The sequence below is a fragment of the Algoriphagus vanfongensis DSM 17529 genome (assembly GCF_000429465.1).
Taxonomy (GTDB): Bacteria; Bacteroidota; Bacteroidia; order Cytophagales; family Cyclobacteriaceae; genus Algoriphagus; species Algoriphagus vanfongensis.
Genome location: NZ_AUBX01000015.1, coordinates 37,465 through 59,615 on the forward strand (window position 1 = coordinate 37,465; position 22,151 = coordinate 59,615).

Consider the following 22,151-nt stretch of genomic DNA (forward strand, 5'->3'; position numbering starts at 1 on the left):
TGATGAAAGCCCGGAATCAATCTCCGGGCTCAAATTGGTATTTAATTTAACTTAATCCCAGCCAAAGATCTGAGTCAGATTAGGATTTAGGGTCACTTGTTGGATAGGTACTGGACGGTAGTAGTACTTGGGTTCTTCGAAATTCCGAGCTTTGGTCTCAGTGACCATCATGCCACCATTTTCCCCGTTTTCAAGGAACACACCCACATTATCATCGATTGTACCTGCTTTGTAGTAGATCAAATCTACGCCCAGGCTATTTTGCTCTTTGTCTTCACCTACAGGAATATCGCTGTCTTTGCTGATTAGGATAAGATCTTCAATTCCATCTCCGGTCATATCATATTTACCCAATCCTGGGAAATACATGCCTTGTGGAATCGCTTCCAAAAGTTTCCCGGCATTCCAGCGCATCAAGTCATCGTAGCGATAGCCTTCCATCGCCATTTCGATTCTTCTTTCTCTTCGGACCTCTAAGACTACTCCCTGGTTGGCACCAGAGACCTGAGGGTATTTAGATGCCAAAAACTGATCAGGATTGGCGTTTGCTTCAGCCATGATCATATCCGGCATACCTGCTCTAGCTCTCAACACATTGATCGTCATGTCAATGTCTGATTGGCTCAGCGTGTTTAGTTCGGCCTTGGCTTCAGCCAGAGTCAAAAGAACCTCAGCATATCGGTAGACAGCAAAATCTACACTGGCCACATCGATATTGTCCACCGTGTTTTTATAGCCCTTGAGCTGGTGATATCCTGTAAAGTTCTTGTTCAGTGACTGGATATACGGAGTAGTATCCGGCTCTCTGACCCATCCAGGATAGACGACGGTCTGCGAAAGTCTCGGGTCTCTATTCTGAAACTCCTCTACAAAGGTCATCTCCAAATGTCCATCCATGTCGGTATAGCGAGAGCCATCTTTCATCAAATAACTCAAAACAAGATCTCTGGAAGGGGACTGCTCATAGTCTCCAAAAATACCGGTATTGTTATCACTACTTCTGTCTTTATTGACATCATAGGCATTGTTGAGGATTACTTCTGGATTGCCTACTAGGTTGGTGCTGTTGAAGAGCGAACCATAATCCCGCTCAGGATTGCCGGTCGTATAGATGGAGAACATATTGGCCTCCATGATATCAGAAGCTTGCTCTACGGCCATTTGCAAGAACGAATCCGCAGATGCTTCTAGGCCAAGTTCAGAGTGGTATTTTCTGTATGTCCCTTCATAAAGCGCTACTCTCGCAAAGAAAGCTTTGACAGCATAGAGATCCGGAGTACCTTCTGGTACAGATTCACGGACGTGATCTGCCGCATATTGTAAATCTTCTATCACATTTGCCATCACCATTTCTCTCGGATCACGGGCTTTGTATAGCTCCTCATCCCCTGGGTTCATGGTCTTGTCATACCATGGGACATCTGAGTACCGCTGCACCATATCCACATAGAAATACGCTCTGTAATATCTGGCCAATCCTACGTAATGGGCAGTCACCTCATCGCTGGTCTCTGCTTTCTCGTAGTTGTCTAGGAAGTAGTTGATATTTCTGAGTCTTCCCCAGTCCCATCCTCCGGTGATTGTTTGGGAAGAGGGACTACCAGTCATGATATTTTTGATCTCTACAGCTGCTGTAGTAGCCATATTGTCGCTGCTCTGATCTCCTAAGAAACTACCTCTTCCCGGCATAGAAAGTAAGCCATTCACATAGAGCTCCAGATCCTGCTCTGTTTTGAAAAACTCCTCAGGAGCCACTGATGTCTGAGGATATCGGTCCATGAAGTCATCCTGACAAGAGGACAGGCAAAACAATGAAGCAATTAGTATAATATATTTTTTCATGATGTTTCCTTTCTTGATTATAGATCGATGTTTACCCCAAATGACATTTTTCTCTGGAATGGATAAGCCCATCCATAGCCGTCATTGATCGCTTCAGGATCTACAAATTTCTTGATAGACGAGAAGGTGAATAGGTTTTCTCCAGATACAAAAAGTCTGACTCTATCTACGCTGATTCGGTCTGTGACTGCTTTCGGGAAGGTATAGCCCAGTGTGATATTTTTGATTCTCAAATACGCTCCGCTGAGCAAGTATTTGGTCTGTGGAATATCTAGGCCTGCTCCGTAGTTGTTGTCCGCCAACCAAGACTGAAGAACCGGATATTCTGAGTCAAGATTTGCCTCGGCCAACCCTGCATCGATGTATGACTGGGAGTGCTGTGCCATCAAGGCATCGCTATCCGCCTGACCTCTGTAGAAGTCAAGGTTCCAAGGGTAAACATTGGCATAGGGCTGCTGGTAAGGTCCCCAAAACAGGTAATGATGTGGGTAATAGTCTCTTTTGCCGACACCCTGAAGGAAAACAGACAAATCAAAACCACTATAGGACACATCGATGTTTGCTCCATATCTGTATCTGGCAGAACTATTTCCGATGACCTGCATATCCTTGGGATCATCTGTGCTCAAGCCTTGCTCGATCTTCCCATCATCATTTAGATCCACATACTTTGGCCAGCCAGGTACGATGTCCAGAGCTCCCCAAGGCACGATTGCTGATTGATCCAATTGGGCAATTTCGTCTTCGGAAGTAAACATTCCGTCATTGACCAAGCCCCATAGCTCACCGATTTCCTGACCTACCCGATAGTTGGAGAATAGGTTCTGCTCATTCTGGAACTTGGTGATGTGAGATCTAGAATCTGAAAGTACGACCTTCATTCCAAAGTTGACCGGATTGGACATGCTGCCGTAGCTATCTCGATAGCCCAAAGTCAACTCAAAGCCTTTGGTTCGGAGATCAGCTGCATTTTGCTTCGGAGGGCTAGTACCTAGTACTCCTGGAAGCTCTACAGGGTCTGTCAACATTCCTTTGGTATCTCGTACGAAGTAATCAAAGGAACCCGTAATTCGATCTGCCAGCATTCCGAAATCCAATCCAAAATTGGAAGTCACTACCTGCTCCCAGGTATAGTAATTGGGATCTACTGCCAATGAAGGAGAAGAAGTGATAATCGTCTGTCTATTGCCATCGATCAGATAGTTGGAAAGACCTGTAGGAAGTGCTTGGATATAGCCGAAGTCACTTACATTTTGATTTCCCAGACTTCCGTAAGACGCTCTCAACTTGAAAGTCGACACAGTATTTGCCAGCCCTGAGAAGAAATCTTCATCCATCATCAACCAAGATCCGGCAATGGATGGGAAAAAGCCCCATCGGCTCGTAGAAGGAAATCTGGATGAGCCGTCATAGCGTCCGTTCAGTTCGAGGATATACTTGTTTTTGAAAGAATAATTAGCTCTCCCAAATACACTTCGTGTAGCGTAGGAACTGTAAGACGGGGTGATGAATGCATCACCGGTAGTCAGACCGATATATGGTAAAGAAGATGAAATCAACACTCTTCTTTCAGATTGAATAGTGCTGTATGTATAGCTTTGCTGATTGTATCCTGCCAGCACACCGAATGTATGATCACCCAAGGTCTTTTCGTATCTGCCATACAGGTCCAAAATGATATCAGAAAGATCTCCATTTCTCTCTACAACCGATCCATCTCCACCTTCTGTCCGAATATCCTCAGGGCCATAGCCAATATTGTAGTTTCTTTGATCCCAGTGATATTTCCACTGCTCTCTTTTGAAACTGGCGTTGGCGTTGACAGTCAAAGCACCGTCCATGAAAGTTCCAGTCGTGCGGAGGATGTTATGAAGACCAAACATATTTTCTTCATTTCTACCACCGTCTGTCAGACGACCGGCCAATCTACCTGCATCGGTATTGGCCCAAGTGCCATCTGGGTTGACCGCCACATCTGTAGGCTGGAGATAATAGATATCCGTGATGCTATTAGTCGGATCTGCACGCTTGGTTTGATAGATGTTCAGGTTGTTATCCACATTCAACCAAGGAAGCGGATTAGCTGTCACTCTCGAACGCAAAGAGTATCTATCCCAATAATCATCTGCCAGTTTATTCAAGCCATTTTCATTGGTATAGTCTCCGGAGATATAGTAGGTCACTGGTACCTTGCCTCCGCTACTTCCACTCAAAGCCAAGCTGTGGTTTTGAGAAAAAGCGGATGGGTTGAAAAAGTAATCGTACCAGTTATTATCCCCCATGTAGGCCCATAGGTTTGGATTGTTTGGATCCAGTCTCGTATCCTCTACAGATGGATTTTCTGATCTTTCTCTAGCCCACTGATAGTGCGCATCCGAATAGTTGACATAGTCCCATGGTGTATTGTCAGTCGAAGTCTCCAATACTCTGGAATAGATGTATGGATCAGTCACTGGCTCTACCAACACGGTAGGTTTGCCCCAAGAGAAGTAATTATTATAGGTGATTCTTTGCTGGCCTTCCTGACCTTTTTTGGTAGTGATCAAAATCACCCCAAATGCTGCTCTCGCTCCATAAATCGCCGCTGATGCCGCATCTCTCAACACTGAGTAGGACTCGATGTCAGAAGGATTCAAGCGAAGCAAATCACTATCACTTCCTGCCACTCCATCGATGACGATCAGTGGACCACCTCCATTGATAGAGGTAAAGCCACGAATATTGATATTAGGGACAGAACCCGGACGACCTCCCTGATAGGTAATGTTCAGACCGGGACTCATTCCTTGGAGACCTTGTACCAAGTTGGCGATAGGACGATCTATGATATCCTCCCCACTGACCTGATCTACAGCTCCCGTGACATTGATTTTCTTCTGAGTGCCATAGCCAACTACAACTACTTGCTCCAGAAGCGTATCCTCTTCTTTCAATGTGACATCGATGACAGACTGCCCATCGACTGTGCGCTCTATCGTCTGATATCCGATAAAAGAGAATAACAATACCGGATTATCTGCGCGTGTCACGAGGGTGTATTCCCCATCCAATCCGGTGATCACGCCATTCTGAGTACCTTTTTCCAATACAGAAACGCCAGGCATCCCCATGCCTGAAGCATCCACTACATTTCCTTTTACTTGGGATTGTGCAAGGGACTGATTCACTACAGTCACCAGGAGCAATGCCAAACATCCCATCCACCTTATCAGTGCGTGGCGAGAAGGAATTTTTCGTAAATCTTGTTTCATAAATTATACTATTGAGTTGATTCTAATCCCAAATTTTATTTCAAATCCGACCAGTTTTCACCAGTTTATAAGCATGAGTTTATTGAATATTCATTCAATATTAAATATTGCATTTTACTTTTCAAAGGAATTAAATTTCAACTACTCATATCTTAACGAATAATTAATACTGAGTAAGGAAATTTTACGTAGGAGAAAAAGTCCGATAATAAAGCCTCCGAATCGCCCTATCGGCTGCATCAAAAAATGTCCAGATGCCTGTAGATAAAAGGATATTTGGGAAGATGGTGACGAATAAAAATTTGTCAAAAACAAAAAAAGCAGCCTATCTAGCTGCTTTGGGAGATTTCAATAAAAGAGTCTTAAACCAAAGGAAAATACTCATTTTCCACTTTGCCATCATCATAGAGCTTGAGAATCGCATATCCTGGAGGGGTCTCCAAATAATATTGCTTTCCGGCAGACTCTTCATCCCCATCTCCCCACCAAAAACCACTCAAAGATCCGTTGCAGAAATAATGTACGTCATTGTACCATGTACGATCCAACAAATGCTGATGACCACTGAGGCATACGCGAACTTTATCTTTATGAGCATAAAACAATTGTTTGAGCTCCTTGTGATCCTTGTGCTGTCCACCTACAAGAGCATTGGTAATAGAAGTGATCGGGAAATGTGACATCACCAAGGTAGGCGTATTGGCAGGTAAACTATACAAATCATCTTCCAGCCAAGCCATCTGCTCTTCTCCCAGGCTGATTCCCTCATGATTGCCGTCGAGAATGATGAAATGCCACTTGCCCTGATCAAAGCTGTAATAGGGGGCCGGGATCCCTAGGCGCTCTACGACATAAGGCTTGCCAAACATTGGTTCCTTTTCTTTATTGGGCACATCCCACCATGGATCATGATTGCCGATGCAGCTATAGACGTCACTCTCTTGGATTTCTTCACGAAAAAGATCCCAAACTTTCCATTGCTCCAGTACCCGCTCTTTGCTCACTCCTTCGTAGGAAGCATCATGAATGCTATCCCCACCGTTGAGATAAAAATCAGGTCGGTGTTTTTTGACCAGCTTCAGCCAATCTACCGCCCTGCTAGGTACATCTTCCTCCGGTCTGATATGCACATCTGTGATATGGGCTACTGTTAGGTGATTTTTCTTTTCCTTCTCCTCTGAGGCAAGGGCAAGGCCCTGCGGTACTACCGCTCCAGCAGATACCAAGCCTGCTTGAGCAATAAATTTTCTTCTATTCATCGATCAGAATTTGAACCTTTAAAGTTGAATGATCATTCAATATTATGTATTGTAATTTTTTAATCAAAAGAACATCGATTAAATAGAAAGTTGATTAACTTAGTTTTATCATATTATTAGCATGAGTACCAGAGTTTCCATAGATAGGAAAAAAGAAATCATCGAGGGCTTTTATGAGCTCTCCAAAGTCAATGGGATAGAAAATACATCCATTGCAAAAATCGGAAAGCACCTGGGAATGCCCCCCAGTCTGATCATGCATTACTTTCCGACCCGCGACATCCTGATATCCAATTTGATATCATTTATCCTCAAAAGAATGCTTCGGATATACACTCCGATCATCAAGGAGCTCAGAGTGCAGAATTATACCGATCCGGTGACCTTTGTGGACAGGTTGTTTTCCAGAGATTGGAACTTGCTGATCGACGATGGAGTATTCTACGGGTGTTTTAGTTTGATCTTTAGAAATGAGACCATCAAGCGGGAGTTTCGTAACCTGCATCTCAAGTTGAGGGAAAATCTAAAAGAGATTCTTGATCAGGATGAGAAGCTCAACCAAAAAGACACCGCGTTGCTTTCTGAGCAAATTTTTGTGGTAGTTGAGGGAGCATATTATTACCTCTCGATGATCGAAGACGAGGAAATGTACGAAGACAAGGTACAAATTTTCAAAAATCAGGTTTATCAGCTTTTGAAACCCTAGCTGGGTCTAGACTCATAAATCCAGCAGTTCTTCGCTCCAGACAGGTACCACATCGAAATTTTTGCTAATTTCAGCTAATCAGATTTCGATAGCATGAAAAATATTTTTGACCCCCAAGTCAATGAAGAGCTCAAGGCTAGAATCAACCAATTGACTCCTGATACTCAGGGAAAATGGGGAAAAATGACGGTGGATCAGATGCTGGCTCACTGCTCTGTCGCTTACGAGATGGCCTATACAGACAAGCATCCCAAGCCCAATGCCATCTTACGATTCTTCCTGAAAGCTTTCGTGAAAAATGGCGTGGTCAATGAAAAGCCCTATCCTAAAAATGCCCGGACTGCTCCTGTCTTTATCATCGCTGACCGAAGAAATTTTGAAAAGGAAAAAGAACAACTTCTTGCCTATGTCCAGCAGACTCATGAGCTCGGTCGTGCACATTTTGAGGGGAAAGAGTCCCTTTCCTTTGGACCAATGACTGCGCAGGAGTGGAATAATCAGTTTTACAAGCACTTGGACCATCACCTGACCCAGTTCGGAGTATGATCCAGCCAGGCAAGTCCATTCGCACTTTTGTGGGAGCCAAAGATTTCAAGGAAAGCTGTCGCTTTTATGAGATGCTGGAGTTCGAACTACACCATCATGGAGAGGGTTTTGCCTATGTGGCTATCAGCCCCGGAATAGGATTTTATCTCCAGGACTACTATACTCAAGAGTGGTGTGAAAACAGCATGGTGTTTCTGGAAGTAGAAGACTTGGAAGCCTACCTCCAAAAAATCAAAAGCCTAGAGCTACCGACCCATTTCCCGGGAGTCAAAGTATCCGAAATCCGCCATGATAGCTGGGGAGATGAGTTTTTCATCCATGATCCTGCCGGGGTACTGTGGCATATTGGGAAGTTTAAAAGCTAAGGATTAAGCACTTACAAAAATAAATTATCTGTTTTTTCTCCTAAACTCTCAGGTTTTGTTGGTTTAAATCCCTAATTTTTAGTGAACTAAACTCAAAAAACCATGAAAAAACTAATTGCCATAGCTGTCATTTTTGCGACTACCTCGGCGATGACCTTTGCCCAAGACTGCGAAGGAATCTGCCAGTTCAATCAATTCATGTCCAAAAACCTCAAGTACGGTCAGGAAATTCGAGCTGACAAAATTCAAGGCCCCGTGACTTTTTCATTGAACATTGACGAGCAGGGTCAACTCAAAAACAAACCGGAACTCATCGCAGGCAACGAACTGCTGGCAGAGGAAGTTTTTGCCACGTTGAATCTGATGGATCAGGAAAACACCATCCAGCATTTGGGATCTGAATATTATGGCAAAGAGTTTTTGATGACTGTTGAATTTAAACTGTCTACTGCCAAAGAGACGGGATTCTATGTGCCTCAAGAGTCTGATCGTCAATACTTGGACAAACTCAACAAAAAGATAGATGCCAATCCATATTTCCCGAAGTATTACCGAGAGCGAGCTGAATTCTATGAAGTAAAAGGCAAAAAATTGCTCGCAGAATTGGATCAAGAAAAAGCTGAACTACTCAAAGAAAAAGAGATCACCTCTATCGTCGTAGTTGGCTACCTCGCTGATCCACGCCGCAAATCTTTGAATAGCGAAGACTGAGCGTCACCCCTACTATAATCGAAGCACCTGGAATACTTTCTAGGTACTTTTTTTGGTCTATTCGAGCTAGGATTCCTAAGTTTATCCCACTAAAGAATAAATGATGCATTTGAGAGTTTCCACCTTCGCTTTTCTTTCCCTTCTTTTCTTTGCTTGCGCTGAAAAGCCCGCTCAAACTGAAGAGCAAACTTTAGATCAATTTCCCGAAACAATAGAAGTTCCGCTCAGTAGCGGAGACAACTCTATGAACTCATTGGACTGGGCTGGCACCTACTTGGGTACCTTACCCTGTGCAGATTGTGAGGGAATCGAAACAAAACTGGTACTCAATCAAGATGGCAGCTATCATTATACCACGCACTATTTCGGTCTCAATGACGCTTTGGAGCACGAATATCTTGGTAAATTCACCTGGGATGAATCAGGATCTGTCATTACACTTCATGGTGTAGATGGTATTCCGGGCAAATACAAAGTGGGCGAAAATCGGATTTGGCACCTGGATATGGATGGCAATCAAATCACCGGAGCACTGGCTGACCAATATATTTTGACCAAGCAGGATTGATCACTTAAAACGCACAATTTTGCCGTGAGCTTTGGAAGTCATCTCTGCAGGAATGGCGGCAGTGATTTCATTGAAGAGTAACTCGACTAGCTTTTGCTTCAGATAGCTTCTGTTCAAGATAATGCTGACTTCCCTCGTAGGAGCATCCCCTCCAAAAGGCCGTAGTCTGGTCTTTTCTTCCTCCGAAAGCTCCATCGTGGCCAGTTCCGGCAGCAAAGTCAAGCCCTGATAGCGGTTGACCATATTTTTCAGCCCTTCCAATGATCCACTTTCGTAGTGAAAATTTTGAGGTCCGCTGGTACTTTGATCACAAAAATTGATTACTTGATCCCGGAAGCAATGTCCCTGCTGCATCACCCATAGGTCTTCGGCCTTGATCTGGTTGGCATAGATCTCCTTGTACTGGAGCAGCGGGTGATTTTTGGAGAGGTAAGCATAGAATTTCTCATAAAACATGGGCTTCTCTAATATGCCAGGCTCCATGACAGGAGTCACGATGATCCCCAGATCCAATTCATCATTTTTCAACCTTCTGATCACTTCTTCGGTGACCATCTCCTGAACCTCTAACTTGACATTGGGATACTTCTCCAGAAAGACCCTGACAAATCGATGCAAAAGATACGGCGCCAAGGTCGGGATGATACCCAACTTGATGACACCTGATATATCTCCCTTGAGATGGGCCACCAATTCCAGTATCCCCTTGCTTTCTGACACGACCCTTTTGGCTTGAGCGATGATCTGAACTCCTATTTCGGTAGGAATTACCGGCATTTTGCTTCTGTCAAAAAGTATCACCCCCAACTCCCGCTCCAGCTTACTCAGCTGGGCACTCAGGGTAGGCTGAGTGACAAAGCATGACTCAGCGGCCTGTCCAAAGTGGCGATGTTTGTCTACTGCAATGAGGTATTCTAGTTGTTGGATAGTCATATATCTGAAGCTTTCTCTGCTAATTTAGAAAAAGCTAGGTGAGTTTAAGCCCTCTCTGTTTTTCGGGGCGGTGCATTTCATCCAATTTTTTAGCCAACGCCATCCTTTGGATTTCCCTTTCCTAAAGATTTCCAGTATTTTATGTCTTTAATCAATCAAACCCAAAATCCTTTCCCCCATGTCAAAATCAAATTTTTCAAGAAGGAAATTTATTGCAAGCAGCCTTCTTACCGGAGCAGGCCTCAGCCTTGGCCCACAACTTTCTTTTGCCAACACAAAAAACCAGGCTTCTCTTTCTACAGTCAAAATGGGCTTCATCGGAGTAGGGAGACAAGCTATGGGACTTCTCAATCGCTTCATGTCTTTGCCTCAAGTAGAAGTCATCGCAGCTGCCGATGTCTACGATATCAAGTTGCAGCGCTTTGTCCAGCGAACTCACAAAAACTACGCAGACCGCGGAGCAAAAGCTCCAGAAATAAAGACTTATGAAGACTACCAAGAATTGCTTGCCAATCCTGAGATAGACGCAGTCGTGATTGCTACGCCAGATCATTGGCATGCCAAAATCGCCATCGACGCTTGCAAAGCAAAAAAGGATATTTATCTGGAAAAGCCTTTGACTTTTACGGTTTTCGAGGGACAAGAACTGGTAAAAGCTGTTCGAGAAAACTCCATTATCTTGGCAGTAGGAAGCATGCAGCGGTCTGCTGTGAATTTCCAAACAGCCGTGACCCATGTACAAAAGGGAAATCTAGGCAAACTGACCCAAGTGCTCGCCCATGTGGGAGACAATCCTTTCCCCAAACCCTACGATCTTCCCAAAGAATCAATTCCAGCCGGACTGAATTGGGAAAAATGGACAGGCCCAATCTCGGACATCCCCTATAATCCAGAACTAAATCCTCCCATCAGTCTTCAGCCTGAACAAAATGAAAAAGTCTGGGGAGCTTGGCGATGGTATGAGGAGACGGGCGGTGGACTCATGACCGATTGGGGTGCTCATATGATCGATGTAGCCCAATGGGGCATGGGCATGGATAGACAAGGCCCCGTAGCTGTCATTCCTCCAGCAGGGGATAAGCCATTGATTTACCGCTATTCAAATGGATTGGAATTGTGGATTACTCCCTTTGATGAGGGCAGGCAAGGTGTGAAATTCATCGGAGAAAAAGGTTGGATCAAGGTTTCCAGAGGAAATTATGACACATCCATTCCAGAACTGGCACTGGAAGACAAACCAGAAAACTTTGTTTACGATCAGCACTACGTTGATTTCATCGAATCCATCCATCGAAGAAAAGATCCAATCGTCCCGGTGGAAATAGGCCACAGCTCCTGCACCACTTGCACTATCGGCAACATCGCCCACAAGCTCAATCGGCCTCTCCAATGGGATCCGGCAGCACAGAACTTTGGAAATGATTACGAGGCCAATACTCATCTACACTACACGTATCAACATGGAATCTCTCTTCTTTAAAATAAAAACCGCATCCTACAGTGCAGGTATTGTCTTCGTCCTCGTGGCATCCTTTTCCTGCCAATCAAAAACCGAATCAGTCTTAGTCGATGATCAGCAGAAAAACGACTTTACGATTTTTGACCCAGACCCTCAGTCGGTAGCCGAAAAGCCAATCGCCAAGTTGCAGATTGGAGATCCTGCGCCGCCATTTAACTTACCTGGCATAGACGGGAAGTTTCACTCCCTTGATGACTATGCAGAAGCAGAAGTCTTGGTCATCAATTTCACCTGTAATCATTGCCCTACAGCCCAGGCTTATGAGGATAGGTTTATCCAAGCTGTATCTGACTACCAAGATCAGGCTGTGGCCTTTGTAGCCATCTCTGCCAATAGCCCCATTGCAATCCTCCCTGAGGAGCTGGGCTATACGGATCTGAGTGACAGTTTTCAAGAAATGATCATTCGTGCAGAAAACAAAACCTATAATTTCCCTTACCTCTATGATGGCGATACCCATGAGTTTTCCACAGCTTATGGCCCGACTGCTACCCCCCATGTTTTTGTATTCGACAAGGCACGCAAGCTCACCTACTCGGGGCGCATCGACGCTTCAGAAAAGCCGGGTACAGGACAAGGAGAGGATCTCCGAAAAGCGATTGATGCAACTTTGGCAGGACAGGTACTCCCTGCCGATCAGGCTCAGACACCGGCTTTTGGCTGCTCTATGAAATGGGCCTGGAAAAATGAATACACAGAAAAAGTCAACAAAGAATGGAGTGAAAAGCCTGTCACTCTAGAAAAGTTATCCACAGAGGGCTTGGCTAAACTACTTAAAAATGAGACAGATGAACTGCTACTAGTCAATTTCTGGGCGACTTGGTGCGGACCATGTATCATTGAATATCCTGAATTTGTCACCATGCAGCGAATGTATGGAGAGCGTGATTTCCAATTTGTCTCAGTCTCTATGGATGCTCCAGATCAAGATCAAAAAGCTCTCAAATATCTGAAAGGCAAAGCTTCAGCTTTGCCCAATTACATCATGGATACGGATGATAAATATGCCGTCATAGACGTTGTGGGAAGCGATTGGGATGGAAGTCTCCCGATCACCCTCCTGATAGAGCCTGGAGGAAATATCCATTACAATAAAAACGGAATCATGTCCCCCCTTCTTTTGAAGCAAAAAATTGTAGATCATCCATTGATTGGAAGATACTATTGACTTGTGAGATTGAGTGATAAAAGATAATTTTACACTATTCAATTTGAAACAAGATTCTAAGCTCATGGCGCGATTGACAGATCTATCTTTACTCCTCTACACCAACTCCCGACTTATGATTCAGGCAATCCAGTCGCGATTAAATGAATTTGATCTCACCTATCCCCAATACCTCACTTTGGCAGTACTCTGGGAGGAAGACGGACTCTATGTCAATCAGATCGGTCAGAAGCTTGCCTTGGACTCAGGAACACTTACACCCTTGATCAAAAAGCTAGAGGCCAGCAACTATGTCAAAAGAATCCGAAGCGAAGAAGATGAACGCAAAGTCAAGGTAGAACTGACCTATCAGGGCAAGTCCTTGCAATCCTCCGTCACCCAAGCCCTCAATCGATTGGAGGTAGATTTTGACGGGGAAGAAACCATTGAGATCGGCACATTCACGACGGCCATGGAGCTCTTGCAGGGAAAAATCAAGGCTTTTCAAGAAGGAGAAAAATACAATCACTAAGTATATTCTAGATGCAAAGAACACTGGATGAACAGCGCCTCGAATTTTCCAATCAAAAATTTCTCGCCACACCGCTTGCCGGCCTGATCGTCTGGACAATTATCGGTATTGTCGGGGCATTTTTTTCAGACTTTATAGCTGTTTGGAGCATTTTCATAGGAACAGGAAGTATTGTATACCTAGGTCTTTTTCTATCTAAATACACAGGAGAGAATTTCCTTGACAAGACCAAGCCTAAAAACGAGTTCGATGGACTGTTTTTTTTCACCGTGGCTCAGGCTGTTTTAGTATATGCGATTGCTATCCCTTTCTTTTTGCAAGACTATACGTCCCTTCCGCTGTCTGTTGGGATCCTGACAGGTTTGATGTGGCTGCCATTTTCTTGGATTATCAGACATTGGGTCGGAATTTTCCATACAGTCAGTCGTACTATTTTGGTTTTGGCTCTTTGGTACCTATTGCCCGCATACCGATTCGTCGCCATCCCATTTGCCATAGTTGGGATCTATATTTTGACGCTAGTGATTTTAAAAAATAGAAAACGAAAAACGCTTAATTAAGCACTACCACTGCTTTTCCGACCAATTTCCTATCCATCATCGCTCGCAAAGCTTTGGGAGCTTCTTTTAAGGAATACTTCGAAACAACTGGTTTTTGAATTTTCCCTTCGGAAATCCAATTCATTAATTGATTCAAATTCTCACGGTTTTTATCAGCTTCCTTTCTGGAAAAATTTCCCCAAAAAACTCCTACGATTGAACAGCCTTTTAGCAAAGGCAAATTCATGGGCATCTTTGGGATTTCTCCCTGCGCAAAACCCACCACCAAATATCTTCCTCCCCAAGCCATTCCTCTCAAAGCCTGTTCAGTGTAAGAACCTCCAACAGGATCCAAGACCACATCTACGCCTTCTCCATCGGTCAACTCTTTGATTCGGGTTTTTAGATCCTCCTCAGTATAGTCTATAGTCAAATCCGCACCTTTTGCTTTGGCCGCTGCTAACTTATCCACAGAGGACGCTGCCGCTATTACTTTGGCTCCCATCAATTTCCCAAGTTCCACAGCTGCCAAACCGATCCCTCCACCAGCTCCCAATACCAGCAAAGTCTCTCCACTTTTCAATCCTCCACGATCCTTCAAGGCATACAATGAAGTCGCATAAGTATACAAAGTTGCAGCAGCCGTTTCGGCTGGAATATCCTTGGGCAAAGCAAATACCCTGTCTTCATCCACCAAAGCCTTTTCGGCCATTCCTCCCCATCCGCTGAGTCCCAAAACATAATCACCTACCTGAAAATCGGAAACTTCCTTTCCACATACGATGACTTTCCCAACCAGTTCCCCTCCCGGAGAAAAAGGCAATTCTGGCTTGAACTGATATTTGTCCTGAATGATCAAGGTATCCGGAAAATTCACTCCACAAGCCTCTACCATCACTAGAACTTGCTTGGGACCTGGTATGGGAGTAGGAATTTCACAAAGATGAAGAGTTTCTGGCATTCCGAATTTTGCACAAATCAAGGCTTGCATACTGAATGGGTTTGGTGTCAGAGAAAAGTGGTTTGAAAGTAGGCATTTCCTCCCGAAAGCGATAATTTTGAAGCCTTTAAACCAATTGAATACAAACCCATGGCAGTAAACGATTTTATCCAATCCAACAAAGACAGGTTTCTAAATGAACTGATCGATCTTTTGAAAATCCCTTCTGTGAGTGCAGATCCGAAATTCAAAGACGATGTGTTCAAAGCTGCGGATTTTGTCAAAGAGAGTCTGATCAAAGCAGGTGCTGATGTCGCAGAAATCTGCCCAACGGCTGGATATCCGATTGTTTATGGAGAAAAAATCGTGGACCCAAGCCTTCCGACCGTTTTGGTGTATGGCCACTATGATGTGCAGCCGGCAGATCCTTACGAATTGTGGGATTCGCCTCCGTTTGAGCCGGTCATCAAGAAAACCAAAATCCATCCAGAAGGAGCGATTTTCGCCCGTGGATCTGCAGATGACAAGGGGCAATTTTACATGCATGTGAAAGCTTTCGAAGCAATGATGGCTTCTGGCGAACTTCCTTGCAACGTGAAATTCATGATCGAAGGCGAAGAGGAAGTGGGTTCTGACAACTTGGACAAATTTGTCATCGAAAATAAAGAGAAGCTGAAATCTGATGTGATTTTGATTTCAGACACACACATGATTTCCATGAAAGATCCTTCCATCACCGTTGGGCTGAGAGGAATGGCCTATATGGAAGTCGAGGTAACTGGACCAAACCGCGATCTTCATTCGGGAACTTACGGAGGAGCTGTTGCCAACCCGATCAATGTACTTTGCAAGATGATTGCTTCTCTGAAAGACGAGAATGAGCATATCACTATCCCAGGTTTCTACGACAAAGTTCAGGAATTAACCGCTGAGCAAAGAGGCAGATTGAATGAAGCTCCTTTTGATCTAAAGGAATATGAGGAAAAGCTCGACGTGGATACTGTTTTTGGAGAAAAAGGATATACCACCATCGAGCGTGTAGGCATCCGACCGACTCTGGATGTCAATGGCATTTGGGGTGGATACATCGGAGAAGGCGCCAAAACTGTTCTTCCTTCCAAAGCTTATGCGAAAATCTCCATGAGATTGGTTCCGGATCAGGACTGGCATGAAATCGCACAATTGTTTGAGGCTCATTTCAAGTCAATCGCTCCTGCAGGTGTAAAAGTGAAAGTGAAAAGCCATCATGGTGGTTCTCCTGCGGTAGTTTCTGACACGTCAGTTGGATACAAAGCAGCAGAAGCGGCGATGGAAGAAACTTTCGGCAAAAAGCCTATCCCTACTCGTGAAGGAGGATCAATTCCAATCGTTGCTTTGTTCCAAAAAGAATTGGGCTCTGACCCGATTTTGTATGGATTTGGATTGGATACTGATGCGCTACACTCACCAAATGAGCACTATGGCGTTCAAAATTACTTGATGGGTATCGAAACCATTGCGGCCTTCTTCCGTCATTTCAAGGCATTGAGTGATCAATCTTAAAATTTATCCCTAAACAACTCCCCCTCCCGACAACTGTCGAGGATCAAAAGGGGGATAGGGGGATTGAAAAAACCATTTGGGTATGAAAAGACTTTTTCAATACCCAATGTGACCAAAAATACAGAACCATTTGCCCAATTAAATCTCTTGTGATTTAATTCCCTATGAGTTTATGAGCTTTAAATTCCTCCAAAAAATCGGCTTTTTCAGTCTGCTAATGCTACTGGTGAGCTTTTCGGCTTTTTCTCAGATCATCAAACCACCGGTTTGGACGAGTAGAATAGAGCCTGCAAATCCAACTGTAGGTCAGGAAGTGACTTTGATTTTGGAAGCGGAAATTCCTGCGGGCTGGTATGTGTATGGGACAAGCTTTGACCCAGATCTAGGACCTTTGCTGACGGAATTGAAACTCGAGCAATCAGGAGATTATCAACCCATTGGAATCCTAGAGGAAGTCGGAGCGAAAACGAAATACGATGATACATGGGAAGGTGATATTACCTATTTCATGAAAAAGGGAGTCTTCCAACAAAAATTGATTCTCAAATCCACCTCAGGCCAATTGAAAGGCACCTTGGAATACCAAATGTGTACAGATCTGACTGGGCAGTGCATCAATTATGAGGAAGATATCCTTTTGGATTTCACGGCTCAGCCGGACCCTTCTAGTTCGGCTGCTTTTCCAGAAGCAGCTGGGGAGAAAAAGCCAATCAGTCCTGATTCTGATCCTCTACAGTCGTCGGGAGCAGGACAAGAAAAAAGCCCTTTTACAAGTGTTGAGCCGGGGGATGCAGAGATTTCTCCAGCTTCTGGAGAAGCACGAGAACAAAGTGCTTCCGGAGAATCAGCCGAGAAATTAGATTCTGAAAATTCAAAATTTGAACTGACAGATACAGAGGACTCCAGCCTTTTGGGATTTATGGTTTTGGCATTTTTGGCGGGATTGGCAGCTTTATTGACTCCATGCGTATTTCCTATGATCCCGATGACCGTGAGCTTTTTCACTGGAAGAGCTAGTTCTAAAGCTAGCGGAATCAGAAATGCATTTATCTATGGGTTTTCCATCATCGCTATCTATACCATAGCAGGCACTGCGGTTGCGGCAATTCAGGGGCCTGAGTTTGCCAACTGGCTGGCCACACACTGGATTCCCAACTTATTCTTCTTCGGTATTTTCATCTTCTTTGCCCTTGCGTTCTTAGGCTTATTCGAGATCAATTTGCCTTCCTCTTTTGTCAACAAAGTGGATGCAAAAGCTGAAAAAGGAGGTTTGATGGGGATATTCTTTATGGCCTTCACTTTGGTTTTGGTCTCTTTCTCCTGCACTGGTCCGATTGTAGGCTCTATCCTGATCTCTTCTGCTGGTGGCGAACTTCTCAAGCCTATCCTGGGAATGTTCTCTTTCTCTTTGGCCTTTGCGATTCCATTTACACTTTTCGCCATCTTCCCTGAGTGGATGAATAAACTTCCAAAATCCGGTGGCTGGTTGAATTCCGTCAAGGTAGTTTTAGGATTCTTGGAACTGGCATTGGCATTCAAATTCTTGTCTATTGCCGACTTGGTATATCACTGGGGTATCTTGGATCGAGACATTTTCTTGGTGATCTGGATTGTGATTTTCTCTGCACTGGGACTTTATCTCCTTGGAAAAATCCGACTTCCTCATGATTCCAAAGTGGAAAGCATTGGCGTTCCGAGATTGCTGCTGGCTCTGATCACTTTTATGTTTGTGGTTTATATGATCCCGGGTCTCTGGGGTGCGCCACTCAAGTATCTCAGCGGCTACTTGCCTCCACTGACTACGCAGAATTTCAAGCTTGGTGAAAACAGCTCTGAAGCCGAAGGAACTTATATTCTGGACGAACCTGTGAAGTATGCAGACATCTTGGAAATCCCTCATGGCATCAAAGGCTATTTCGACTACGATCAGGCGATGCGCGCTGCTAAAAAAGCCAATAAGCCGCTTTTGATAGACTTTACCGGGCACGGCTGCGTCAATTGCCGGAAGATGGAGGAAAATGTATGGGTGGATCCTGGAGTTTTAAGGAGACTGAAAGAAGACTACGTCATGGTCGCTTTATACATTGACGAAAGAACAGAGCTTCCGGAAAGCGAGTGGTACACGTCGAACTACGATGGCAAAGTCAAAAAAACCATCGGCAAGCAAAATGCCGATTTCCAGATCACCGAGTTTGAAAACAATGCCCAACCCTACTATGTGATCCTGGATCACAATGGCGAACTAGTAGCTTCTCCTCGAGCCTACGACACCGATATCCAGGCCTTTATCGACTTTTTGGATGGAGCGAAAGAGGAGTTTGAAGGGAGAATATAGATTTTAATCAAGCATTAAAATCTATATCCAACCAAAAAGAAATATCTGTTGTCAACGTGACTTAAGGAGATAATTTTCGAAAATCCATTTCCATTTTCATACCTAAGTTCAAATGAAAGCTTTTCTCTTTTTAACCCTGTCCCTACAATAAATCCGGTTTCAATTTTTCGAGGATCGTCGATTGCCTCACCTTCATATACCTTCTCATCAGCATAGAAAATGGATTCCCTTCTGATATAATTTGTTTTACTTACTGCGAAACCATTAGAAATACCTCCATTGACAAAGAAAAAAAGTTTGCCAACAGGGTATTTATATCTAATAAGGTTATTTAATCTGATGTAAGAGGCACCAATATTGGTTGTGGTATAAGAAGATTCATTTTCATCAACGATTGATTCATATTCTCCACTCACTTCATAGCTGGCATATTGAAGCTCATTATAAACTGAAAGCTTTCCTTGGTTTCTAGGTAAAACTAAATCCAGAAACAGTCCAAATGTCGGATTTACAGAAGAATTAAATCCCCCTTGCACCAGATGTGGATACCCGGTGCTTGTGAATTTTACTGTTGTATAGGAGGCCCCGGCCAACAAACCTATTTCGGCATGACCTTTTTCAATTTCTTTATCAAAAGTCAGCTCGGTTGCCCCCGTGCATTTGTAATAAGCTTCAAATAGATCTGAAAGAGAACTCTTCTTATAGGACACCCTACTCAACCTATCCCTAATAGATTCACAATCATTTAAATAAAGCGTCAACTGACCTACATACTTTTTACTTTCTATGATTTTAGGATTACCATTGTCTGTTTTGACATACTTCTTATAAAGCAATAGTTCAAAACCAGATTCGCCATCAATGTAAAAATAATCTCTCCCTTGGGGATGCCTATAATAGTAAAGGCTTTTGGGACCTTTCACCAAGGTTTGTAAAAAAGTCGTGTCCCGTCCCAATTGAGTTGAAGGAGACTCAGTTAGGTTTTCCAATTGAATAGGGGAAACTTCGATATCAACAATACCACTCACATATATTTCACCTCCTACTTTAAACTCCGAAATGTCATGGAATGTGAAAACTCTTGGGTTTTCACCCAATTGAGTAACAAAATTTATTTTATCTGGATTTTTCTCCCAATTCCGATAATCTATAAACCCTGATAGTGTATCGGCATCGGTTTTTATAACATAACCTGGAAGATAATTTTCTTGAGAAAATGAACTCTGAAAAATTAAAAGTGATAAAACAAGTAATCCAATTTTTCTAAAGGAAATAATTTCTTTCATAGTGAAAAAGCGTGAATCTGGAATTATTCTCCCCTTCATCTTCGGAAGAAAAGGGTGCGCGAATAAAAGGAATAATTTGACTCAAAGTATTCACTATTTTGAGTGTTTTTATTCTAAAGAAATTTCGCTTTCAAGCATTTGATTAACCAAAAAAACCAATCATTTCAGAAATGACTAACTATCAAATATTTAGTACTAATGATTAATTTTAAAATGTGCCATTTGACCAATACATTCCAAATGTGAAAATTCACTTTATTGACATTTATCAAAAAGAATAAGGAGGTGATTATATCTTCCCAAACATTACTCTCTCCCCAATATCTTCACCACACTTTTGAAAAGAATTTCTGAAAGATTCCAGTTTTACCCATCAAAATTGACAGTATTCGTAGACTGAAGACCGGTTGCGTCTAATTCCTGATGGGATTCAGGGATTGTTTGGTAGCCGGGGATCAGTCCGGAATGGGTTTGGAATCGGCCTATGCATAGTTTTAAAACCACTCCCAAGTCTAAACACGTTCTAACTGAGTTGAGCTTGCGGAATAGTTCTAAAAATATACTTTTCGATGACCCAAAATCCATTCGGGGCAGCCTGATTTTCCAATTCTCTTCCTGCAAATCAATTTGTTTCTTTATTTTTGCGCCCTATGGCAAAGACAGCAAACCAGGCGGAAAACGCCCAATTGAAAGATATTATTTCCCATGCCAAGGAGTATGGTTTTGTGTACCCAAGTTCTGAGATCTATGATGGCTTGCAAGCGGTCTATGATTATGGGGCTTACGGGGTTGAGTTGAAAAACAACCTAAAGCGTCTCTGGTGGGAAACCATGACCCGTCTTCATGGCAATATCGTGGGGATAGATGCAGCGATTTTTATGCATCCGACAACTTGGAAAGCTTCCGGTCACGTGGATTCTTTCAATGACCCTATGATCGACAACAAAGACAGCAAGAAGCGTTATCGTGCCGATGTGTTGGTTGAAGAGCATGCTGCCAAATTGGAAAATGAAGGAAAAGAAGACGAGGCGAAAGCTTTGACTGCGTCTTTGGCAAGATTGCTGGAAGCGGAAGATTTGGCTGGAGTTCGTGATTTGATCGTGAATACCGGGATCGCTTGTCCGATCAGTGGAACTACCAATTGGACCGATGTTCGTCAGTTCAACTTGATGTTTTCTACTCAAGTGGGTTCTGTGGCTGAAGATGCTTCCACTATCTACTTGCGTCCAGAGACTGCTCAAGGGATTTTCGTCAATTTCCTGAATGTGCAAAAAACAGCCAGAATGAAAGTTCCTTTCGGGATTGCCCAGATCGGTAAGGCTTTCAGAAACGAGATCGTTGCCCGTCAGTTTATCTTCCGTATGCGCGAATTTGAGCAGATGGAAATGCAATTCTTTGTACGTCCTGGTTCAGAACTGGAATGGTACAAGCAATGGGCTGAAACCCGTATGAACTGGCACTTGGCTTTGGGCACGCCAGCCGAAAAATTGAGAAAGCATGACCATGAGAAATTGGCTCACTATGCCAATGCTGCCATGGATATCGAATATGAATTCCCATTTGGTTTCAAGGAAGTGGAAGGGATTCACTCCAGAACTGATTTTGATTTGAAATCCCATCAGGAATTCTCCAAGAAGAAGCAACAATACTTCGATCCGGAAATCAACCAGAACTACATTCCCTATGTGATTGAAACATCAATCGGTGCCGACCGCTTGTTCTTGTTGACCCTTTGCAATGCCTTCACTGAAGAAAAAACTGAAGAAAAGAGCAGAACCTATTTGAAATTCCATCCGGCTATCGCTCCAGTGAAAGCAGCTATCCTTCCGATTACCAAGAAAGATGGATTGCCAGAGAAAGCGAAGGAAATCGTGGAGTTGCTGAAGTATGATTTCAACATCATTTATGAAGATGCGGCTTCTATTGGAAAGAGATATACCCGTCAGGATTTGATTGGTACACCTTTCTGTATTGCTGTGGATCATCAGACGTTGGAAGACAATACCGTTACGATCCGTCATAGAGATACCACCGAGCAAGAAAGAGTTTCCATCTCTGAATTGCATGGCAAAATTGCTGAGGCAACCAGCTTCAGAAGAGTTTTTGAAAAGATTTAATGTCGGATACTTA

General features: G+C 43.6%; 18 protein-coding genes. 12 read left to right on the forward strand and 6 right to left on the reverse strand.

All coding sequences use genetic code 11. The features are described from left to right. Positions 1 to 51: 51 nt before the first annotated feature. The 3 genes from G460_RS0113405 to G460_RS0113415 all read right to left on the reverse strand — a co-directional run bounded on the left by G460_RS0113405 (position 52) and on the right by G460_RS0113415 (position 6,352). A complete protein-coding gene (locus G460_RS0113405; RefSeq protein WP_026955841.1) occupies positions 52 to 1,842 on the reverse strand; it encodes a RagB/SusD family nutrient uptake outer membrane protein in 1,791 nt (596 codons plus the stop codon). A 17-nt stretch (positions 1,843 to 1,859) separates the two neighbouring features. Further along, positions 1,860 to 5,093, reverse strand: coding sequence for a SusC/RagA family TonB-linked outer membrane protein (locus G460_RS0113410; RefSeq protein ID WP_035464447.1), 3,234 nt, complete (start codon positions 5,091 to 5,093; stop codon positions 1,860 to 1,862). A 362-nt stretch (positions 5,094 to 5,455) separates the two neighbouring features. Beyond that, entirely contained in the window at positions 5,456 to 6,352 is an 897-nt protein-coding gene (locus G460_RS0113415) for a metallophosphoesterase family protein (RefSeq protein WP_026955843.1), read from the reverse strand. Positions 6,353 to 6,473: 121 nt separating this feature from the next. On the opposite strand from G460_RS0113415, the gene G460_RS0113420 reads away from it, so the two are divergent. The 5 genes from G460_RS0113420 (at position 6,474) to G460_RS0113440 (ending at position 9,248) form a co-directional block, all read left to right on the forward strand. Further along, positions 6,474 to 7,058 carry a TetR family transcriptional regulator gene (locus G460_RS0113420; RefSeq protein ID WP_026955844.1) on the forward strand — a complete coding sequence of 195 codons (585 nt, stop codon included), beginning with the start codon at positions 6,474 to 6,476 and terminating at the stop codon, positions 7,056 to 7,058. Positions 7,059 to 7,151: 93 nt separating this feature from the next. Continuing rightward, positions 7,152 to 7,604: a hypothetical protein gene (locus tag G460_RS0113425; RefSeq protein WP_026955845.1), complete on the forward strand. Its 453-nt coding sequence runs from the start codon at positions 7,152 to 7,154 to the stop codon at positions 7,602 to 7,604. Continuing rightward, on the forward strand, positions 7,601 to 7,969 hold the full coding sequence (locus G460_RS0113430; RefSeq protein WP_026955846.1) for a VOC family protein: 369 nt from the start codon (positions 7,601 to 7,603) through the stop codon (positions 7,967 to 7,969). The genes G460_RS0113425 and G460_RS0113430 overlap by 4 nt, the downstream gene beginning before the upstream one ends. 102 nt (positions 7,970 to 8,071) lie before the next feature. Then, the gene (locus G460_RS0113435) at positions 8,072 to 8,680 is read left to right on the forward strand and encodes a hypothetical protein (protein WP_026955847.1); all 609 of its coding nucleotides are present in this window, start codon (positions 8,072 to 8,074) and stop codon (positions 8,678 to 8,680) included. 100 nt (positions 8,681 to 8,780) lie between these two features. Then, entirely contained in the window at positions 8,781 to 9,248 is a 468-nt protein-coding gene (locus G460_RS0113440) for a copper resistance protein NlpE (RefSeq protein ID WP_026955848.1), read from the forward strand. On the opposite strand, the gene G460_RS0113445 is transcribed toward G460_RS0113440, so the two are convergent. After that, positions 9,249 to 10,181: a hydrogen peroxide-inducible genes activator gene (locus G460_RS0113445; protein WP_026955849.1), complete on the reverse strand. Its 933-nt coding sequence runs from the start codon at positions 10,179 to 10,181 to the stop codon at positions 9,249 to 9,251. Positions 10,182 to 10,359: 178 nt separating this feature from the next. Between G460_RS0113445 and G460_RS0113450 the strand changes: the two genes are divergently transcribed. From G460_RS0113450 to G460_RS0113465, 4 genes are all read left to right on the forward strand, one after another. Beyond that, the gene (locus tag G460_RS0113450; protein WP_026955850.1) at positions 10,360 to 11,661 is read left to right on the forward strand and encodes a Gfo/Idh/MocA family protein; all 1,302 of its coding nucleotides are present in this window, start codon (positions 10,360 to 10,362) and stop codon (positions 11,659 to 11,661) included. Then, on the forward strand, positions 11,642 to 12,868 hold the full coding sequence (locus G460_RS0113455; protein ID WP_084421318.1) for a redoxin domain-containing protein: 1,227 nt from the start codon (positions 11,642 to 11,644) through the stop codon (positions 12,866 to 12,868). The genes G460_RS0113450 and G460_RS0113455 overlap by 20 nt, the downstream gene beginning before the upstream one ends. A gap of 64 nt (positions 12,869 to 12,932) precedes the next feature. Further along, positions 12,933 to 13,379 carry a MarR family winged helix-turn-helix transcriptional regulator gene (locus G460_RS21875; protein ID WP_051316047.1) on the forward strand — a complete coding sequence of 149 codons (447 nt, stop codon included), beginning with the start codon at positions 12,933 to 12,935 and terminating at the stop codon, positions 13,377 to 13,379. Between the two features lie 11 nt (positions 13,380 to 13,390). Beyond that, a complete protein-coding gene (locus G460_RS0113465) occupies positions 13,391 to 13,939 on the forward strand; it encodes a DUF7010 family protein (protein WP_026955852.1) in 549 nt (182 codons plus the stop codon). Here the strand turns inward: G460_RS0113465 and G460_RS0113470 are convergent. Next, the gene (locus tag G460_RS0113470; RefSeq protein WP_026955853.1) at positions 13,932 to 14,909 is read right to left on the reverse strand and encodes an NADPH:quinone oxidoreductase family protein; all 978 of its coding nucleotides are present in this window, start codon (positions 14,907 to 14,909) and stop codon (positions 13,932 to 13,934) included. The genes G460_RS0113465 and G460_RS0113470 overlap by 8 nt on opposite strands. A 99-nt stretch (positions 14,910 to 15,008) precedes the next feature. Here G460_RS0113470 and G460_RS0113475 point away from each other — a divergent pair, with 99 nt between their 5' ends. Then, entirely contained in the window at positions 15,009 to 16,400 is a 1,392-nt protein-coding gene (locus G460_RS0113475; RefSeq protein WP_026955854.1) for a dipeptidase, read from the forward strand. Positions 16,401 to 16,572: 172 nt separating this feature from the next. Further along, positions 16,573 to 18,735, forward strand: coding sequence for a protein-disulfide reductase DsbD family protein (locus G460_RS0113480; protein ID WP_026955855.1), 2,163 nt, complete (start codon positions 16,573 to 16,575; stop codon positions 18,733 to 18,735). 14 nt (positions 18,736 to 18,749) lie between these two features. Here the strand turns inward: G460_RS0113480 and G460_RS0113485 are convergent, their stop codons facing one another. Then, on the reverse strand, positions 18,750 to 20,021 hold the full coding sequence (locus tag G460_RS0113485) for an outer membrane beta-barrel protein (protein WP_026955856.1): 1,272 nt from the start codon (positions 20,019 to 20,021) through the stop codon (positions 18,750 to 18,752). Positions 20,022 to 20,671: 650 nt separating this feature from the next. Here G460_RS0113485 and G460_RS0113490 point away from each other — a divergent pair. Beyond that, entirely contained in the window at positions 20,672 to 22,138 is a 1,467-nt protein-coding gene (locus G460_RS0113490; RefSeq protein WP_026955857.1) for a glycine--tRNA ligase, read from the forward strand. Positions 22,139 to 22,151: the final 13 nt, after the last annotated feature.